14 protein-coding genes are annotated in these 17,459 nt (G+C 63.9%); 1 reads left to right on the top strand and 13 read right to left on the bottom strand.

All coding sequences use genetic code 11. The annotated features are described in order from the left end of the window. The first annotated feature begins 33 nt into the window (after positions 1–33). The gene (locus FME97_RS03865) at positions 34–1,377 is read left to right on the top strand and encodes a mechanosensitive ion channel domain-containing protein (RefSeq protein ID WP_141427961.1); all 1,344 of its coding nucleotides are present in this window, start codon (positions 34–36) and stop codon (positions 1,375–1,377) included. Here FME97_RS03865 and FME97_RS03860 read toward each other — a convergent pair. From FME97_RS03860 to FME97_RS03800, 13 genes are all read right to left on the bottom strand, one after another. Next, on the bottom strand, positions 1,370–3,031 hold the full coding sequence (locus FME97_RS03860) for a putative transporter (RefSeq protein ID WP_141427960.1): 1,662 nt from the start codon (positions 3,029–3,031) through the stop codon (positions 1,370–1,372). The genes FME97_RS03865 and FME97_RS03860 overlap by 8 nt on opposite strands. Before the next feature lie 247 nt (positions 3,032–3,278). Then, positions 3,279–4,748, bottom strand: coding sequence for a TolC family protein (locus tag FME97_RS03855; RefSeq protein WP_141427959.1), 1,470 nt, complete (start codon positions 4,746–4,748; stop codon positions 3,279–3,281). A gap of 25 nt (positions 4,749–4,773) precedes the next feature. Continuing rightward, complete coding sequence (locus FME97_RS03850; protein ID WP_141427958.1) at positions 4,774–5,880, bottom strand: efflux RND transporter periplasmic adaptor subunit; 1,107 nt, start codon at positions 5,878–5,880, stop codon at positions 4,774–4,776. A gap of 36 nt (positions 5,881–5,916) precedes the next feature. Further along, positions 5,917–7,176: an ABC transporter permease gene (locus tag FME97_RS03845; RefSeq protein WP_141427957.1), complete on the bottom strand. Its 1,260-nt coding sequence runs from the start codon at positions 7,174–7,176 to the stop codon at positions 5,917–5,919. Between the two features lie 7 nt (positions 7,177–7,183). Then, positions 7,184–8,446, bottom strand: a complete 1,263-nt coding sequence (locus FME97_RS03840) for an ABC transporter permease (protein WP_141427956.1) — start codon at positions 8,444–8,446, stop codon at positions 7,184–7,186. Further along, positions 8,443–9,132: an ABC transporter ATP-binding protein gene (locus FME97_RS03835; protein WP_141427955.1), complete on the bottom strand. Its 690-nt coding sequence runs from the start codon at positions 9,130–9,132 to the stop codon at positions 8,443–8,445. The genes FME97_RS03840 and FME97_RS03835 overlap by 4 nt, the downstream gene beginning before the upstream one ends. Before the next feature lie 202 nt (positions 9,133–9,334). After that, entirely contained in the window at positions 9,335–9,997 is a 663-nt protein-coding gene (locus FME97_RS03830) for an HAD family hydrolase (RefSeq protein WP_141427954.1), read from the bottom strand. Positions 9,998–10,079: 82 nt separating this feature from the next. Next, positions 10,080–10,433: a MarR family transcriptional regulator gene (locus FME97_RS03825; protein WP_141427953.1), complete on the bottom strand. Its 354-nt coding sequence runs from the start codon at positions 10,431–10,433 to the stop codon at positions 10,080–10,082. Between the two features lie 12 nt (positions 10,434–10,445). Then, positions 10,446–10,631 (bottom strand): 4Fe-4S binding protein, encoded by a 186-nt coding sequence (locus tag FME97_RS03820; protein WP_141427952.1) that lies wholly within the window; start codon positions 10,629–10,631, stop codon positions 10,446–10,448. 2 nt (positions 10,632–10,633) lie between these two features. Beyond that, a complete protein-coding gene (gene trxA / locus FME97_RS03815) occupies positions 10,634–11,089 on the bottom strand; it encodes a thioredoxin (protein WP_141427951.1) in 456 nt (151 codons plus the stop codon). A 548-nt stretch (positions 11,090–11,637) separates the two neighbouring features. Beyond that, positions 11,638–13,146: a TolC family protein gene (locus tag FME97_RS03810; protein WP_232522928.1), complete on the bottom strand. Its 1,509-nt coding sequence runs from the start codon at positions 13,144–13,146 to the stop codon at positions 11,638–11,640. Continuing rightward, positions 13,143–16,184: an efflux RND transporter permease subunit gene (locus tag FME97_RS03805; RefSeq protein ID WP_141427950.1), complete on the bottom strand. Its 3,042-nt coding sequence runs from the start codon at positions 16,182–16,184 to the stop codon at positions 13,143–13,145. The genes FME97_RS03810 and FME97_RS03805 overlap by 4 nt, the downstream gene beginning before the upstream one ends. A 12-nt stretch (positions 16,185–16,196) precedes the next feature. Further along, on the bottom strand, positions 16,197–17,279 hold the full coding sequence (locus FME97_RS03800) for an efflux RND transporter periplasmic adaptor subunit (protein ID WP_141427949.1): 1,083 nt from the start codon (positions 17,277–17,279) through the stop codon (positions 16,197–16,199). Positions 17,280–17,459: the final 180 nt, after the last annotated feature.

Genomic DNA, 17,459 nt, shown 5'->3' with positions numbered 1-17,459 from the left:
CGAGGCGGCCCGGATTTTGCGGGTTCCTCCAGTATGCGGAACTTACTCAAGCATTGGACCGACCTGCTGCTCGGGTGGCTGGGGGTCACGTCGGACACCGGAGGGTGGGATCGCTGGATCGCCTTTCTGCTGGTGCTGCTCTTCGTCGTACTGTTCGATTTCGCCTGCCGGCTGGTCATCGTCCGCGGCGTGCGGCGGCTCGTGGCGCGTACGCGCGCCGTGTGGGACGACACGCTGTTCAGCGTCCGGGTGCTGCGCTGCGCCTGTCACATTCTGAGCGCCGTGCTGCTGGCCGTCGTACTCCCGATCGTGTTCGAGGAGCGTTCCGGCGCGCGCGTCGTCGTGATGCGCCTCATGCAGTCCTATGTCGTCATTTCGGTCTTCCGCTTCATCGACGCGCTGCTCTATGCCGCCTTCCGTATCGCCGCATCGCGCCCTGCCTGGCAGAACAAGCCCATCAAGGGACTGCGGCAGACGGCGCAGGGCATCGCGCTGCTGGTCTGTACGATTCTCGTCGTGTCCATCCTGATCGGCAAGTCCCCGGCGATCCTGCTGACCGGGCTGGGCGCTTCGGCGGCCATCGTCATGCTGATCTTCCGCGACAGCATCCTGGGATTCGTGTCGGGCATCCAGCTCTCGGCCAACGACATGTTGCAGGTCGGCGACTGGATCTCCGTGCCGAAGTACGGGGCGGACGGCACGGTGGAGGAGGTGTCGCTTACGACCGTGAAGATCCGCAACTGGGACAATACGATCGTCATGCTGCCTCCCTACCTGCTCACCTCCGATTCGTTCCAGAACTGGCGCGGCATGCAGCTCTCGGGCGGCCGCCGCGTGATGCGTTCGGTGTCGATCGACATGACGAGCGTCAGGTTCTGCACGCCGGAGATGCTGGCGCGTTACCGGGAGATCGACCTCGTCCGGGAGTATATCGACGAAACGGAGCGGCGCATCGAAGCCTACAACGCCGCGCACGGCATCGGCCCGGGCGAGCGGAGGATCAACGGCCTGCACCAGACCAATCTGGGCGTTTTCCGCGCCTATCTGGTCCGCTACCTGCGGCAGGAGGTTCCGGTGAACCGGAGCATGACGCTGATGGTGCGGCAGATGCAGCCCACGGAGACGGGGCTTCCGATGCAGCTCTATTTCTTTACCGATACCGTGGTGTGGGAGGATTACGAAGGGATTCAGTCCGACGTCTTCGATCATGTGCTGGCGGTGATTCCGGCTTTCGACCTGAGGGTGTTTCAGAATCCGTCGGGCAACGACGTGGCGGCGCTCGGCCGGCCGGGATTTGCGGCTCCGGCCGCTGCGGAGAATGCGGAACCGGCGGCGGCTCCGGGGACGGAAAACCCCGGCTCTGCTGCGGTCAGATGAAAAGCATGAGCGTGATCTGGATGACGATCACGCGCAGGAACATGCAGACGGGATAGACCGTGGCGTAGGAGACCGACGGATTGTCGCCTTCGATAGTGTCGTTGGCGTAGTTGAGGGCCATGGGGTTGGCCATGCTGCCGCACAGCAGTCCCGCTACGGAGCCGAAATCGACCTTCAGCAGCCGCATCGCCGGCAGACCCACCATGACGACCGGGACGAACGTCAGCACGAAGCCCACGCCCAGCCAGAGAATGCCTTCGGGCCGCATGACGGTTTCGAAGAAGTGCGCCCCGGCGTCGAGGCCCAGACAGGCGAGGTACATCGAGAGCCCCAGCGCGCGCAGCATAAGGTTGGCGCTCTGCGTGGTATAGGTAATCATGTGCATCCGGGGGCCGAACGTGCCGATGAGAATACCCACGATGATCGGGCCGCCCGCCAGTCCCAGTTTCACGGGGATCGAGACGCCCGGCACGGCGATCGGGATGCTTCCGAGCGTGAGGCCGAGGATCAGGCCGATGAAAACCGCCGCGAGGTTCGGTTCGTTGAGGCTCTTCACGGCGTTGCCGAGGATCTTCTCGACGTTGCGGATCGCCTGCGCCTCGCCCACGACCGTCAGGCGGTCGCCCAGTTGCAGTCTCAGGTCGGGCGTGGCGAGCAGCTGCACGCCCGAACGGTAAACGCGGCTGATGTTGATGCCGTAGTTGTTGCGCAGGCGCAGTGCCGAGAGCTTCTTGCCGTTGATTTCGGGGCGCGTCACCAGGATGCGCTGCGACATGAGCTGCCCGTCCACCGAGTTCCAGTCGATGTTCTCCGTGTTCCAGTCCTTCTGCTCCTGTTCGCCGAAGATGAGCCGCAGGGCGTCGGCCTCGTCGCGGTTGGTGATGACCAGAATGACGTCGTCGCGTTGCAACTGCCTGTCCGACGTAGGAATCGAGACCTGTCCGTTGCGCCAGAGGCGCGAGATGACGAAGTGGTGGTGGCTCTCGGCGGCGATGTCGTGGATGCTCTTGCCGAAGACGGCGGGATTCGTGAGGTGGTAGCTGGCGATGAAGAGGTTCTTCTTGTGCTCGGCGTCGGGTCCCGGCATGTCCGCCGGGCGGACGAAGAGTTTGCGCAGGGTGACGATCGCCAGGATGACGCCCACGACCCCCAGCGGATAGGTCACCGCGCAGCTCAGCGCCGCGCCGTTGGCATCGAGTCCCGCCTGCTGGAGGGTCTGCTGCGCCGCGCCGAGTGCCGGAGTGTTGGTCGTGGCGCCGCAGAGGATACCCGACATGTCGGGCATCGGAATCCCGAAGGCGTAGCTCAGGGCCACGGCCAGCGCCGTTCCTGCGAGTACGACGGCGATGGCCGGGGAGACCAGCCGCAGTCCGTCGGCGCGCATCGAGCTGAAAAAGCCCGGGCCGACTTGCAGGCCGAGGGCATAGACGAAGATGATGAGGCCGAAATCCTCGGCATAGGTGAGCATCGCCGGGTCGAGCGACAGTCCGAAGTGCCCGGCCAGAATGCCCACGAAGAAGATGAAGGCCGTGCCGAGCGAGATGCCGAAGAACCGGATTTTTCCCAGTCCGATGCCGATTGTCGAGATGAGCGAAATCACCACGACGGCCTGCAGGGCCGAATGCTCGACGAGCAGATCTTTAAGCCATTCCATCCTAACCTTGTGCGTGCTAACCGCTGCAAAAGTAGGTCAAATTTTCGGGATTGCCGCCTTTCGGCGCGGAAATTTGTATCGCGGACCTCCCGGACGTGCCGCGATCCGCCGGAAGCAGGGGGCGGAGGAATACGGCCGCAGTCGGTGACAGGTGATCTGCAACGGTAAAGACGGCGGCGGGAAGCCTCTTCGGGCGCCTTCCCGCCGCCGTTCCGTTCGGACGCCGGAGCCGGGTTCGGACACCGGGTCAGAGCCGCAACGGCTCGCCGCGGTAGTAGTCCAGAATCTTGGCGCGGAAGACGAACTCGTATTTGGCCTGCACGGCTTCCGAGGCAGCCTTCTCCATGCGCGTCTTGGCGTCGCTGAAATCGAAGACGGTCGAGCGGCCCGCCGCGGCCTTCTGCTCCTCGTAGCGGAAAGCCACCTCGGCCGAAGCCAGCGCGGCGGCCGCCGAGAGGTATTTGGCGTAGGCGGCGTCGGCGTAGTACCACGCCTGCTCGATCTCCTTGCGCAGGGCCTGTTCGGCGGCCGTCACGGCCAGTTGCTGGTTGCGGACGGCGATCTTCGCCGTGCGGACGTTGTTGCGCGAGGCGCGGCGGTTGAAGATCGGAATGCCGAGCGACAGCCCCACGTATTCGCGGCTGTTGTGGCGCATCTGGGCCCAGAATTTCGAGTCGTCGGCGCTGTAAACTCCCGTGCCGTAGCCGCCCGAGAGCGAGAGCGACGGGTAGAGTGCCGACCGGGCGATGTCCACGGCGTGCTCCGAACTGCCGAGGCGCAGCCGCTCGGCCTTGATGTGGGGCCGGTTCTCGGCCGCATAGGCGTAAACCGCATCGACGGACCCCGCCGTGCGGTGCAGCGTCTCGATCGTGAGGCTGTCCAGCTCGGGGAAGACGACGTCGAAGCCTGCGGCGCTTTCGCGGTTGAGCGCCTGGCTCAGGTCGAGCAGTGCCAGTTGCAGTTCGTTGCGCGTCTGCGTGAGGGTCATGCGGTCGTTGGCGGCGAGTGCTTCGCTTTCATAGACGGCCGATTCGGGCTCTTTGCCCTCGGCAGCCAGCCCCCGGCTGCGTTCGGCCTGGAGGGTGCTCAGTTCGAGCTGCCGCCGGGAGACGCCGACCAGCTCCTTGTAGTAGAGCACCTGGAGGTAAAGCGTCATGACGTTGATCGCCACGTCCTCGCGGATGCGTTCGAGGTCCTGCACGGCGGCCGCGAGGTCTAATTTCCCGGCCTTGATCTGGTGGTTGATGCGCATGCCCTGGAAGAGCGGCATCGAGGCCGAGACGTTCAGCGATCCCGAGGTCTGGTTGTTGTCGCGGTAGGTGTTGTCGCTCGTGAGCGCCCGGCCGAACGAGGCGTCGCCGCCCAGCGAGGCGTTCAGGTCGGGAAGCCGGCTGTAACGGGCCGTCGAGAGCTCGATGTCGTTGCGTTCGACCTCGAGGGCGCGCTGCTGCACCTCGGTGTTGTGCTGCTGGGCGTAGCGGATGCACGCTTCGAGCGTCCACGGTTCGCCCGGGGCCGGAACGGCGGCTTCCGGCTGCCCGGCCGGTTCCGCCGGGGCGGTCTGCGCGCGGAGCGGCGCGGACGGCAGGGCGGCGAGGCCCAGTGCGAGGAGGGCCAGGAGCCGTCCGCGGCCGGAACTCCGGCGATCGCTGCGGAACGGCCCGGATGCGCTGCGCCGGCTGCGGAGCGGGAGTATGGGAATGATGCCTGTTTTCATCTTGCGGAAAGTCGTTTGGTCGCGGTTATTTCTGGTCGATGCGTGCGCCGCGGACCTTGTCGTCGGCGGTCACGCCCTCGGTGATTTCGATGTTCACGCCGTCCGAAAGCCCGACCTTCACTTCGCGCCGTTCGAAGGTCTGCTCTTCGGCGTCCTCGGGGCCGGTGAGCACCTGCACGTAGGTCTTGCCCTCCTCGAACTCCACGCACCCTTCGGGCAGGGTCAGCACCCCTTCGCGGCTCCGGATCACGACGCTGGCGTTGGCGCTGTACCCGGCGCGCACGAAGACCCCTTCGGGAATCTCGACGGCGGCCTTCACCTCGAAGAGGATCACGCCGTTGCTCTCGGTGGATTTCGGGGCGACGTATTCGAGCCGGGCGTCCAGCTCGACGTTCTGCAGGGCGCCGATGGTCAACTGCACGGGCATTCCCTCGTGCAGCTTGCCCACGTCCGTCTCGTCCACGTTGCCCTGGAACTGCATGTTCGACATGTCGGCCACCGTGGCGATCGTCGTGCCGTCGTTGAACGTGTTGGCCTGGATCACCGAGTTGCCGACCTTGATCGGCACGTCGAGGATCATGCCGTCGATCGTCGATCGGATCTGCGTGTTGCTCAGCTCGGCGAAGCGGCTGGCGATGCCCTCCTTGACGATTTCGAGATTCTCCTGTGCGTTGCGCAGCTCCTCCTCGGCCTTCGCCAGCTCCGTGCGGCTCTGCTCGGTCTCCTCGTCCGAGACGATGCCCTTTTCGTGCAGGGCCGCCGTGCGGTCGTATTCGCGCCGCACCTGCGCCAGCGATATTTCGGCCACCGAGACGCGCGATTCGGCGCTCGACAACTGGCCCATCTCCGGGACGACCTTCACCGTGGCGATCACCTCGCCCTGGCGGACCGTCTCCCCGGCCTCCTTGTAAACGTCGGAGATGATGCCCGAAATCTGGGGCTTGATCTCCACCTCGTCGCGGGGCTGGACCTTGCCCGTGGCCACCACGTACTGTTTGAGCGTGTCCGTCGCCGGCTGCACGATGGCGTAGAGGATCTTCACCGGACGGGTTTTCCGCCACAGGAACCAGAACGTTCCGACAAGCAGCGCGACGAAGAGCACGCCCGAGAGAATTTTCAGCACTTTTTTCATAGCTTTATCGCATTGTATTGTTTCGTTCGTATCGTCCTATTCTTCGCGGATGGCGTCCACGGCCTTGATCTTCAGCGCACGGCTGGCGGGGATCACTCCGGCCAGCAGGCTGCCCGCGACGAGGATCGCCAGCGAGAGCATGCCCGTCTGGAAGGAGATCTGCCACGAGACGTTCGTGCCGTCCTGCGCGACGACGACGGCCTGGTAGTAGATCGAGTCGGCGAGCGACAGCAGCCCCACGGCGGCCGTGAGGCCCAGCACGCCGGCGATGAAGGTCAGCACGAAGCTTTCGGAGAGTATCTGCGAAATGATGGCCCGCGGCGGCGCGCCGATCGCGCGGCGGATGCCGATTTCCTGCGTGCGCTCCTTGACGAGGACCAGCATGATGTTGCTCACGCCGACGATGCCTGCGAGCAGCGTGCCGAGGCCGACGATCCACGTCAGGAGACCGATTCCCCGGAAGAGGCTGTTGATCTTGGTGATGAACTCGGCGGTGGTCATCACCCAGGCCGCCTTCGGGTCGTCCGGAGAGATGATGTGGCGCGCGAAGACGGGTTCCTTGACGGCGCGTTCCAGTACGCGGGGCGGCACGTCGTTGCCGCCCACGGCGGCGAGCATGTGGATCGTTCTGCCCATGCCGAACATCTGCTGCACGAGCGTGGCGGGGAGGACGATCGTGCGTTCGACGTCGCTGAAGGACATCATTTGGCTCTGGCGTTTTTGGACGCCGATGACCGTGAACTGCGTGCCCTGCAACGTGATGACCTCGCCCGTGGGGTCTTCGCCGCCCGGGAAAAGGTCTTTCCATATCTGCGTGCCGATGAGGCACACCTTGCGCTTGCGCTCCATGTCGAGTTCGTTGATGTAGCGGCCGAAGAGGAGCCTCTCGGGATTGATCTTCTGATAGTCGGGCATGTGGCCCATCACGGCGTACTCTCCCTTGCGGTCGCCGCGGCTGGCGTAGAACTGGCTGGCCCACACCATGCCCGTGGCGTATTTCACTTCGGGAAGCTCCTTCACGGCCGCGATGTCGTCGTTCTCGAGGTTCCACCACCGGCCCGTGGGCATTCCCTTGTAGGGGACCGACGTGCGGCCGGGGTTCATCAGCACCGTGTTGGTCGAGGTTTCGCCTAACTGCGCACGGAACAGGCGCCCCAGCCCCATGCCGGCGCCCAGCAGCACCGTGAGCATGAAGATGCCCCAGAAGACGCCCAGCGCCGTCATGATGCTGCGCTTGCGGTTCCGGCGGATCGTCTGCCAGATTTCGTTCCAGCGGTCTGTGTCGAAGAATCCCATCGTCTCTCTATTTGTTATAGCGCAAGGCGTCGATCGTTTTCAGTTGGGCGGCGCGGTAGGCCGGGACGTAGCCGGCGATGAGTCCCGCGATGACGAGCACGACCGTGGCGCTCACCGCCACGCCGAGATTGAGCGTCGGATCGAGGAAGATCGTCGGGGCGAAGCCCGTCTCCGACGTGTCGGCCGGAGTTTGCGTCAGGTAGTAGTTCACCGCCTCCATCACGGCCACGCCGAGCACCATGCCCATGTATCCGAAGGCCGCGGTGATCATCACCGATTCGGTGAGGATCAGCCGGATGATCGACCGGGGCCTGGCGCCGAGCGCCTTGCGGATGCCGAACTCGGCCGTGCGTTCGGTCACCGTTACCAGCATGATGTTGCTCACGCCGACGATGCCCGCGAGCAGCGTGCCGAGGCCGATGATCCAGACGAAGAGGTTGATGCCGCCGAAGACGATCATCATGTCCTTGTACCGCTCCATCGTGTTATTGATCCAGATGGCGCTCTCGTCCGTCGGATCGTAGTGGTGCTCGGCGGCCAGCCGGCCCGTGAGTCGCTTCTCGAAATCCTCCATCTCGGCGTCGGTGCGGATGTCGCGCACGGTGATGATGGCGTTGTTCACGTAGGGTTCGTTGGCGTTGTAGATGAGCTGCCCGGTGGAGAGGGGAATGATGCAGACGGCGTTGTTGCGCATGGCGTCGCCCTGCGTGACTCCGACGATCTTGAACGTGAGGCTGTCCACGCGGACGAACTTGCCCAGCGGGTCGGCTCCCTTGAACAGCACGAGCGACGTCGCCTCGTCGATGAGCGCCGACTTGCGGTAGTCGCGGATGTCCGCGTCGTTGATGAAACGCCCCCTGGCGACCTTGATGCCTTCGATCCGGGCCACTTCCGGGAGCGAACCGCGCAGCGAGACGTCCATGAACTCCCCCTCGTAGGCGATCTTTTTCGACGAGAGCCACGTGTTGGCGGCGACCTGCTCGACTTCGGGGAACTCCCGTTCGAGGATTTCGAGGTCCCGGTTCGTCAGGCGGATGCGGCGGTTGCGGTCGTAGCCTTCCCACGGTTTCGAGGTCCAGCCGCCGTAGAGGTCGATCGAGTTGGTGGCGTAGTCGCCGAAATTGGATTCGACACCGTTCTTGAGCCCGTTGCCCGATCCGAGCAGAATGACGAGCATGAAAATGCCCCACGCGACCGAAAAGCCCGTGAGGAACGTGCGCAGCTTGTTCCGGCGCACCGAAGTCCATATTTCCAGCAGCAGCTCCCTCATCGTTGTCCCAGCCCGGTTTCGGTGATGCTGCTGATGACGCCGTCGCGCAGGCGGATGATCTTGTCGGTCTGGTCGGCGATCGACTGTTCGTGCGTGACGCAGATGATCGTCATGCCCATATCGACGTTCACCCTGCGCAGCAGGTTCATCACCTCCTGCGAGGTCTTGCTGTCGAGGGCGCCCGTAGGCTCGTCGGCCAGGATGATCTGCGGCTTGTTGATGAGCGCCCGCGCGATGGCCACGCGCTGCTTCTGCCCGCCCGACATCTCGTTGGGCATGTGTTCGGCCCAGTCGCGCAGTCCCAGCATGTCGAGGTATTCGAGCGCCAGGGCGTTGCGTTTGCGCCGTGCGACGCCCTGGTAGTAGAGCGGCAGGGCGACGTTCTCGACGGCGTTCTTGTAGCTGATGAGGTTGAACGACTGGAAGATATATCCGATCATGTTGTTGCGGGCGGCAGCGGCCTGCGTCTCCGACAGTCCCTTGATGAGCCGTCCGGCGAGGTAGTAGCTGCCGCTGTCGTAGTCGTCCAGAATGCCGAGAATGTTCAGCAGGGTCGATTTGCCCGATCCCGAGGCGCCCATGATCGACACCAGTTCGCCCTGCTCCACCTCGAGGTCGATGCCCTTGAGCACGTGCAGCGGCGAGCCGTTGTTGTAGGTCTTGTTGATGTTTTCCAGTTTGATCATCGTCTTTGCGCTGTTCGTCGTCCTGTTTTGCGGCGAATGTGACGATTTGTCACTCCGCCCGGAATCCCCGGCAACAAAGATAATGAATAAAAAATGAAAAACAATTATTTTTTATCGAAAATCAATAAGAAGCCGCCCCCCCCCGAACGGGAGTGGTTTCGGATTATAGTCGGTGCGGAATATCTCGCTGAAAAACAATCGCTTATTCGTTTCCGAGCAGCAGGCGGCGCAGTGTTTCGACGTCGGGGACGATCCGTAGCGGGCGGGCCGCCTCCAGCTCGCCCGGCGGTGCGTAACCCCATTCCACCGCAATGGCGGGGAGCCCCTCCTCGGCGGCTCCCTCGACGTCGTGGCGGCGGTCGCCGATCATCACCGCCTCGCCGGGGGCGATGCCGAGCGCGGAGAGGGCGTGGCGGATGACGTCGGCCTTGGTCTTCCGCCGGCCGTCGAACGTGCTGCCGCTGATGAGGCGGAAGTGGCGGTCGATGCCGAAATGCGCGGCGATCCGTTCGGCGAAAGGCTGGGGTTTCGACGTGGCGATGACGTTCACCCGTCCGGCGGCCGCCGTGGCGGCGAGCAGCTCCGGAATGCCGGGATAGAGTTCGTTCTCGAACATGCCCCGCGGGACGAAATATTCGCGCGAGACGGCCACCGCCCGGTCGGCCTCCTCCGGGCTCATGCCGTAGAACTCCATGAAGGAGTCGCGCAGCGGGGGACCGAGGAACGGTTTGAGCGTGGCGAGGTCCTGCACGTCGATTCCGAAACGGCGCAGGGCGTACTGCACGGCGCGCGCGATGCCCGGCATCGAGTCGGTCAGCGTGCCGTCGAGGTCGAAAAAGAGGTATTTGCGCGAGGTCGGTTCCATGCGGCAAAGGTACGGATTTTTTTCGTCGTTCGCGGATTGTTCCGAGACGGACTGCGGTAGGGAGCTGCCTTTGCGGCTGCGGTCACTCGCCGAGCAGCTCCCGCAGCAGCGGGGGAATCTCCACCTCCCGGCAGTCGAGCGCGGCCAGCAGCGCACGCCCTTCCCCGGTCAGCGAGTAGTACATTTGCCGGCGGTCCGCACAGCCCGGTTCGCGCTTCACGAGTCCTTTGGATTCGACGGCGCGGAGCACTTTCGAGGTGTTCGAGGGGGTCAGTCCCAGCCGTTCGCCCAGCTCCCCGGGGCAGAGCCGCCCGCTTCTGGAGAGGGTGCAGAGCGTCATGCCTTCGTTCAGGCACAGTCCGTAGCGGCGTTCGAAAGCCGCCTCGAAGCGGGCCACGGCGTGTTGCAGGTCGCGTATCTTGCAAAGTCGCTCCATCTTGGGTCGGGGTCAGTTGCGTTCGCGGACGGCCTGTCTGCCGCAGGCGGCCGCACACAGACCGCATTCGACGCACCGCCCGGGGTCGATCTCCGGAAGGGCGAACCCTTCCTGCGAGATGGCCCCTGCGGGACATGCCGCGACGAGCGGGCAGCGGTGGTTCTGCGGGCATAGCCCGGGGTCGATCGTAAACGCCATCGTTACTTGCCGAGCAGAATCCGGTCGATATTGGCTTTCAGCGTGGCTTTGGGCATGGCTCCGACGGCCATCTGCGGATCGCCCTCGAGCGGGATGAAGAGCAGCGTCGGAATCGAACGGATGCCGAAGGCCGCGGCGAGGTCCTGGCTCTCCTCGGTATTGACCTTGTAGATGTAGATCCGGTCCCCGTATTCGGCCGCCAGCTCCTCGAGCACCGGAGCGAGCGCCTTGCAGGGGCCGCACCACGTGGCGTAGAAGTCTATGAGCGCGGGCTTGTCGCCGAGGTATTTCCACGTTTCGGGATTGTTTTCGTAATCGGCCACCTTCTTCAGGAAATCGGCCTTGTTCAGTGCGATCGTTTTCATATTCGTTTTCTGGTTTTTGTTGTCATTCGCTTTCGCTTCGCAGACGCCCGTGAGCGTCAGAAGGGCCAGTGCGGCCGCCATCAGTTTTTTCATGCGTTCTCGTCGTTGTTCGTAAGTGATAACGAGACAAAGGTAGAAATTGTTTTCCGATAAAACAAATTTCCAATGGAAAATATTTACAGAAAGGGAAACGCGCGGAGGAGAAGGCGGGAAAAAGAGGCGGAATAAGCGGAATAAAGAGAGAACGGAGCGAAGGGAATAGGGAAAATGGGGCGGACCGGGGCTGGATCCGGACCGGGCGCCGTATGTGTGGGAGGCAGGGACAGCAGGCGGCAGGGACAGTGGCCGGAGGGGATAAGGACCGGGCGGGGCATCGTATGTGCGGGCGGTTGGCGGGGGGAGGGCAGCAGCCGGAGAGGCGCTGCGGCAGGGGTGGAATGGTCCCCGGGGCGGGCGATGTGCCCGAACCGGGCCGGTAACGGGGGGGGGCCGTGGTCTCGTTCGTGGAATCGGCTCTTGGAAAAACGGTTCCGCCCCGGCACGGGGTCGGCGGCCGGGGCGGGACGTGGTAACGGGATTCGGACCGGATGCCGGAATGCGCCGGCCCGGGCCGCACACGGGCGTGGGTCGCGTCCGTGCGGTTATTGCATGTAAGCCGTGACGTTGCCGCTGATCTGCTGCAACGAGATTTCGCACAGCTTGGTGTTGTACTGCGCCGTCAGGATACGCTCTTCGGCGTCGAGCAGGCTCTTCTGCGCCTCGCGCATCTCGATTCCCGAGAGGTCGCCCAGCAGATACCTGTCCATGGCGATCCGGTAGTTTTCGCGTGCCGCGACGAGGTTCTCCCGTTCGAGCTGGATCACTTCGAGGTTGTTGCGGTAGGCCTGCCAGAAGTTCGACAGGTCGGCCATGAGCGATTGTTCGAGCCGCAGACGCGTGAGCTGCGTGTTCTCGACGTTGAGGCGGGCGTTGCGCTGTTCGCGGCGGCGGTTGCCGTCGAAGATCGTGAAGCCCACCTGCAATCCGGCGTTCAGTCCCAGTTGGCCGCGCATCCGCGTCGTGCCGCTGCCGTAGCGGTTGTGTGTGTAGCCGTAGCCGGCCGTGAGGTTCAGGTAGGGGTAGTTGCGCGAGCGGATGCTCTGCAACTCCAGCTCGGAGATCGCGTTGTCGCGGTCGGCCATCAGCAGCTCGGCGTTCGCCGTGCGGGTCTCAGCCACGAGGACGTCCCATTGCAGGGCGTCGTCGATGGCGATGACCGTGTCGCGCACGAGGAACCTGCGGTCCAGCTCTTCGTTGGCGAGCAGCTCGTTGATCCGGATGCGCGAGGCCACGACGGCCTCCTGCTGCGACATGTACTGCGAGCTGTCGGCATTGAAGTCCACGCGGGCCTGCAACACGTCGAGCTGTGCCGAACTGCCCACGTGATACCACGCCTCGGCGATGCGGAGCCGTTCGCGCGAGAGCGCCATCGCGTAGCGGAAATTCTCGAGGCGCAGGGTCTGCTGCACGAAATTGTAGTATTCGGCCGTGAACGAGGCGATGAAATCCTCGATCGTGAGACGGGTCTGCAAGGCTCCTTTTTCTTTCAGTTCCTGCAACTTGCGGTAGTCGGCTCGGATGCGGAACCCGTCGAAGAGGGTCCAGTTGAGCGCCACCCCGGCGTCGAACGTTCCGTCGTAAACGCCTTTTGCGGTCGTGACGTCGCCTTCGCGGGGCGTCGTGCGGATGCGGTTCACGTTGCTTCCGTAACCGGCCGAGAGGTCGATCGTGGGGAGCATCCCGGCGTTGGCCGCCGTGGCGTCGTTGTCCGTGATGCGCTCCTCGTTGCGGACGATGCGGATGTCGTAGTTGCGTTCGAGCCCCTTTTCGAGGCATTCGCGCAGCGAAAGCACCTCCCCGGCGGCCGGCGCGGCGGCCGGTACGGGGGCGATCCGTCCGTCCGTCGGACCGCCTTTCGCGCCGGAGCCGGGTTTCCCGGAGCGCAGCGGGGCGGATGCCGCCTCCGGGCGCACGTCGTCCGCTGCGGGCCGTTCCGTTCCCGTTTCGTGCGTCGTCTCCGCGTGTCCGGGCTGCGGTTGTCGTTCCTGGGCGGCGGCCGCGATGCAGAGAAGGGCCGCCAGCAGCGTAATCAATCCTCGTTTCATATTCATAGTGCTTCGTTTTTCGTTCGTTTGCTCCGGTCGGTCGAGACATAGCTGTAGATCGCCGGCACGATGTAGAGGGTCAGCAGCGTCGAGACGAGCATGCCGCCCACCACGGCGATACCCATGGCGATACGGCCGTTGGCCCCCTCGCCCGTGGCCACGGTCAGCGGCAGCAGGCCGAGGATCGTCGAGGCGCTGGTCATCAGGATCGGGCGGAGGCGTTGCAGCGCCGCGTCGCGGATGGCCGCCATCTTCTCCTCGCCGGCCTCCTGCTTCTGGTTGGCGAATTCGACGATCAGGATGCCGTTCTTGGCCACCAGACCGATGAGCATGATGATTCCGATCTGGCTGAAGATGTTCATCGTCTGGTCCGTGCCCCACATGAAGACGAGCGCTCCGGCGATGGCCAGCGGCACGGTGAGCATGATGACCAGCGGGTCCTTGAAACTCTCGAACTGCGCGGCCAGGATGAGGTAGATCAGCAGGATGGCCAGCAGGAAGGCGAACATCAGGCTCGACGAGCTTTCGCGGAACTCCTTCGAGTCGCCGGCCAGCGCCGTGCGGAAGTCGTCGTGGAGCACCTCGGCGGCGATGCGGTCCATTTCGTCGAGTCCCTGCCCGATGGTCTTGCCCTTGGCCAGTCCGCTCGAAATCGTGGCCGAGAGGAACCGGTTGTAGTGGTAGAGCTGCGGCGGGGCGACCGTCTCGACGAGCGTGATGAGGTTGTCGAGCTGGATCATCTTGCCGTCGTCGCCGCGCACGTAGATCGACTTGAGGTCGGCGGGCTTGTTGCGCTGCTGGCGGTTGATCTCGGCCAGAATCTCGTACTGCTTGCCGTTCATGTAGAAATAGCCCATGCGCTGACCGCTCAGTCCGTACTGCAACGTCTCGCCGATGTCCTGCGCGCTGACGCCGAGCAGGTTGGCCTTGTCCCGGTTGATCGTCACGCGCGCCTCGGGCTTGCTGAACTTCAGGTCCACGTCGGCCATCTGGAAGACAGGGCTTTCGTAAACGCGTTTCATGAACTCGGGCAGCACCTCCTGCAGGCGTTCGATCGAGGTGGCCTGGAGCACGTACTGCACGGGCATGTTGCCGCGGCGTCCGCCGAAGGTCGATTGCTGTTGCACGAAGGCGCGTGCCTTGGTCTTCGCGCGCACGGCGGCCGACAGCTCCTCGGCGATCTCCATCTGGCTGCGGCTGCGTTCGGAAATGTCCTTCAGGGCGATGCGGATATTGCCCCTGCCGCTCGACACGCGGGCCGTCGTGGCCTCGGCTTCGGGGACGAGCGAATCGACCAGGCGGTTGATGTCCTCGGTGTAGTCGCGGACGTATTCGTAGGTCGCGCCCTCCGAGCCGCGGGTGTTGATCGTGATCTGCGAGCGGTCCTCGAGCGGGGCCATCTCCGTGGGGATCGTGCTCCAGAGCAGGCCGATCAGCACGACCATCGCGCCGACCAGCGGCAGGGCGATCCAGCGGCGGCGCAGGAAGGCCGCCAGCGAACGGCTGTAGAAATTGTTGAGGCCGACGAAGAACGGCTCGGTCTTGTTGTAGAACCAGCTCTTGCGCTCCTGCCGGACGAGGAGCTTGGTGGCGAGCATCGGGGTCACCGTGAGGGCCGCGAAAGTCGAAATGAGCACCGAGCCGGAGACCACGAGGCTGAACTCGCGGAACAGGCGGCCGGTCGTGCCCTCCATGAAGACGATCGGGAAGAAGACGGCGATGAGCGTCACGGAGGTGGAGAGCACGGCGAAGAAGATCTCTTTCGCGCCGTCGATGCCCGCCTCGAAAGGCGTCATGCCGCGTTCGATGCGGATGTAGATGTTCTCGGTCATCACGATCGCGTCGTCCACGACCAGACCCACCGAGAGCACCACGGCCAGCATCGAGAGGACGTTGATCGAGAAGCCCGCCAGGTACATGAGGAAGAACGTGCCGATGAGCGAGACGGGGATCACGATGCAGGGGATGAGCGTCACGCGCCAGTTCCGCAGGAAGAGGAAGATGATGATGATGACCAGCACGAAGGCTTCGTAAACGGTCTGCTTCACCTCGTCGATCGAGGCGCGGATGAAACGCGTGTTGTCGAATCCGTAGCCCGTCACCACGTCCTCGGGGAGGTCCTTGCGCATGGTTTCCATGCGGCGGTAAACCTCGTCGGCGATGTCGATGTGGTTGGCGCCCGGCTGGGGGATGACGACGATGCCGACCATCGGCACGCCGTTCATCTTCATGTAGCTGCGCGTGTCTTGCGGACCGAGTTCGGCGCGGCCGATGTCGCTCAGGCGGATGATGCGGCCCGCGTCGGCGCGGATCACCAGGTCGTTGAACTCCTGCGTGGTGTGCATCAGGCCCATCGTGCGGATCGTCAGCTCGGTGGTGTTGCCCTCGATGCTGCCCGACGGCAGTTCGACGTTCTCGCGGTCGAGCGCCTCCTTGACGTCCACGGGCGTGATGCCGTAGCCGGCCATCTTCGCAGGGTCGAGCCACAGGCGCATCGAGTAGCGTTTCTCGCCCCAGATCTCGACCGAGCTGACGTCGCTGATGGTCTGCAACTGCTCCTTGACGGTCAGGTCGGCGATTTCGCTCAGCTCGAGCAGCGAACGTTTGTCGCTCTGGATCGTGGCCATGAGGATCGGCGTGGCGTCGGCGTCGGCCTTCGCCACGGTCGGCGGGTCGCAGTCGCGCGGCAGGTAGCGCTGCGCGCGCGACACCTTGTCGCGCACGTCGTTGGCCGCGGTTTCGAGATCCACCGACAGCTCGAACTCGACGGTGATGCGGCTCTGCCCCTGCTGGCTGGTGCTCGACATGGAGCGGATGCCCGGAATGCCGTTGATATTCTGCTCGAGCGGCTCGGTGATCTGGTTCTCGATCACGTCGGCGTTGGCGCCCGGGTAGGAGCATGTCACGGAGATGATCGGGTTGTCCACGCTCGGGTATTCGCGCACGCCGAGGTAGGTGTATCCGATGACGCCGAACAGCAGGATGATGATAGTCAGCACCGTGGCCATGACGGGCCGCCGGATGCTCAATTCGGAGATGTTCATGCGGCGGCGGGTTTATTCTACGGTGTCGAGTTTCACGGGCAGGTCGGTGCGCAGTTGCAGCGTGCCGGAGGTGATGATCGTGTCGCCGACATTGAGGCCCGCGATGATCTGGATCGAGGAGTCGGTGCGCAGCCCCGTGCGGACGGTCACGGCCCGCGCCTTGCCTCCCTTGTAGAGATAAACCTTGTCCACGCCCATTTCGGGGACGATCGCCTCGGTCGGGATGGCGATGGCGTCCGGAATGTCGTGCATCCGGATTTTGACGTCGGCGAAGCGTCCCGGGAGGAGCTGTTTGCCCTGCCGGTTGGGGAAGAGCGCGCGCACGGCGAAAGTGCGGGTCTCGATGTCCACTTTCGACTCGGTGGCGTAAACCTCGGCGCGGAACTGCTCGTCGCGCCCCTCGACGGTGAACGTGAGGCGCGTGCCGGGCTTGATCTGGTTGGCGTACCGTTCGGGAACGAAGAAGTCGATCTTCAGCGGCGAGATTTTCGTGAGCTTGGCCACCACGACGTCGGGCGAGGCGTAGGCGCCTTCGCTGACGTTGCGCAGGCCGATCACCCCGTCGAAGGGGGCGTGCAGCTCCGTGAGGGCGATGTTCGACTTCACGATGTCGATGTCGGCGTAGAGCATCGCCAGTTCGGTGCGGGCCTGTTCGTAGGCCTCCTGGCTCACGGCGTCCTTTTCGAGCAGGGCGCTCTGGCGATAGACGCGGTCTTCGGCCAGCTTGCGCTGCGCCTCGTAGCGCGAGAGCTGCGCCTGCAGGGGCCTGTCGTTCACCTTGGCCAGCAACTCGCCCTTGCGCACGGCGGTTCCCTCCCGGAAATTGATCTCCACGATCTTGCCCGAGGTCTCGAACGAGAGGTCCACCTCCTCGTCGGGAAGCAGGTTGCCGATGGTCGTGATGCCGTCGGTGAGCGTCTGCGGGCGGATGACCATTCCGTTCACGTTCAGGACGTTCTTCTGTCGCGGCGCGGGGAGCGCCTCCGGTCCCGCTTCCGCGTCGGGGCTGTCATGACGGAAATTGTAATATCCCAGCGCAGCGCAGAATACGGCGAGAATCGCGGCGGTCGTAATCCATCTCTTCTTTTTGTTCATTGTGCGAAAGTGCGGTTTAGGTTCGGAAATCGTATGCAAATATACGACAAAATGCAGCTTTCGTCGCAAAAATTCACCTTTTGCGGAACAAAAAAATATATAAATGTCGCAAAAAGCCGGCCAAAGTGTGTCCGGAGTGGCGGAAAAATGTACCGGGGATGCGTTTTCCGGGTTTCGCCG

The organism is Alistipes dispar (assembly GCF_006542685.1).
GTDB classification, from domain to species: domain Bacteria; phylum Bacteroidota; class Bacteroidia; order Bacteroidales; family Rikenellaceae; genus Alistipes; species Alistipes dispar.
The sequence above is the reverse complement of the archived record's forward strand: the minus strand, read 5'-3'. Positions and strand labels throughout refer to the sequence as shown.

Coding starts and splice junctions, on each gene's coding strand:
- FME97_RS03865 (WP_141427961.1), top strand. CDS start 34: ATGCGGAACTTACTCAAGCATTGGACCGACCTGCTGCTCGGGTGGCTG.
- FME97_RS03860 (WP_141427960.1), bottom strand. CDS start 3,031: ATGGAATGGCTTAAAGATCTGCTCGTCGAGCATTCGGCCCTGCAGGCC.
- FME97_RS03855 (WP_141427959.1), bottom strand. CDS start 4,748: ATGAAAACAGGCATCATTCCCATACTCCCGCTCCGCAGCCGGCGCAGC.
- FME97_RS03850 (WP_141427958.1), bottom strand. CDS start 5,880: ATGAAAAAAGTGCTGAAAATTCTCTCGGGCGTGCTCTTCGTCGCGCTG.
- FME97_RS03845 (WP_141427957.1), bottom strand. CDS start 7,176: ATGGGATTCTTCGACACAGACCGCTGGAACGAAATCTGGCAGACGATC.
- FME97_RS03840 (WP_141427956.1), bottom strand. CDS start 8,446: ATGAGGGAGCTGCTGCTGGAAATATGGACTTCGGTGCGCCGGAACAAG.
- FME97_RS03835 (WP_141427955.1), bottom strand. CDS start 9,132: ATGATCAAACTGGAAAACATCAACAAGACCTACAACAACGGCTCGCCG.
- FME97_RS03830 (WP_141427954.1), bottom strand. CDS start 9,997: ATGGAACCGACCTCGCGCAAATACCTCTTTTTCGACCTCGACGGCACG.
- FME97_RS03825 (WP_141427953.1), bottom strand. CDS start 10,433: ATGGAGCGACTTTGCAAGATACGCGACCTGCAACACGCCGTGGCCCGC.
- FME97_RS03820 (WP_141427952.1), bottom strand. CDS start 10,631: ATGGCGTTTACGATCGACCCCGGGCTATGCCCGCAGAACCACCGCTGC.
- trxA (WP_141427951.1), bottom strand. CDS start 11,089: ATGAAAAAACTGATGGCGGCCGCACTGGCCCTTCTGACGCTCACGGGC.
- FME97_RS03810 (WP_232522928.1), bottom strand. CDS start 13,146: ATGAATATGAAACGAGGATTGATTACGCTGCTGGCGGCCCTTCTCTGC.
- FME97_RS03805 (WP_141427950.1), bottom strand. CDS start 16,184: ATGAACATCTCCGAATTGAGCATCCGGCGGCCCGTCATGGCCACGGTG.
- FME97_RS03800 (WP_141427949.1), bottom strand. CDS start 17,279: ATGAACAAAAAGAAGAGATGGATTACGACCGCCGCGATTCTCGCCGTA.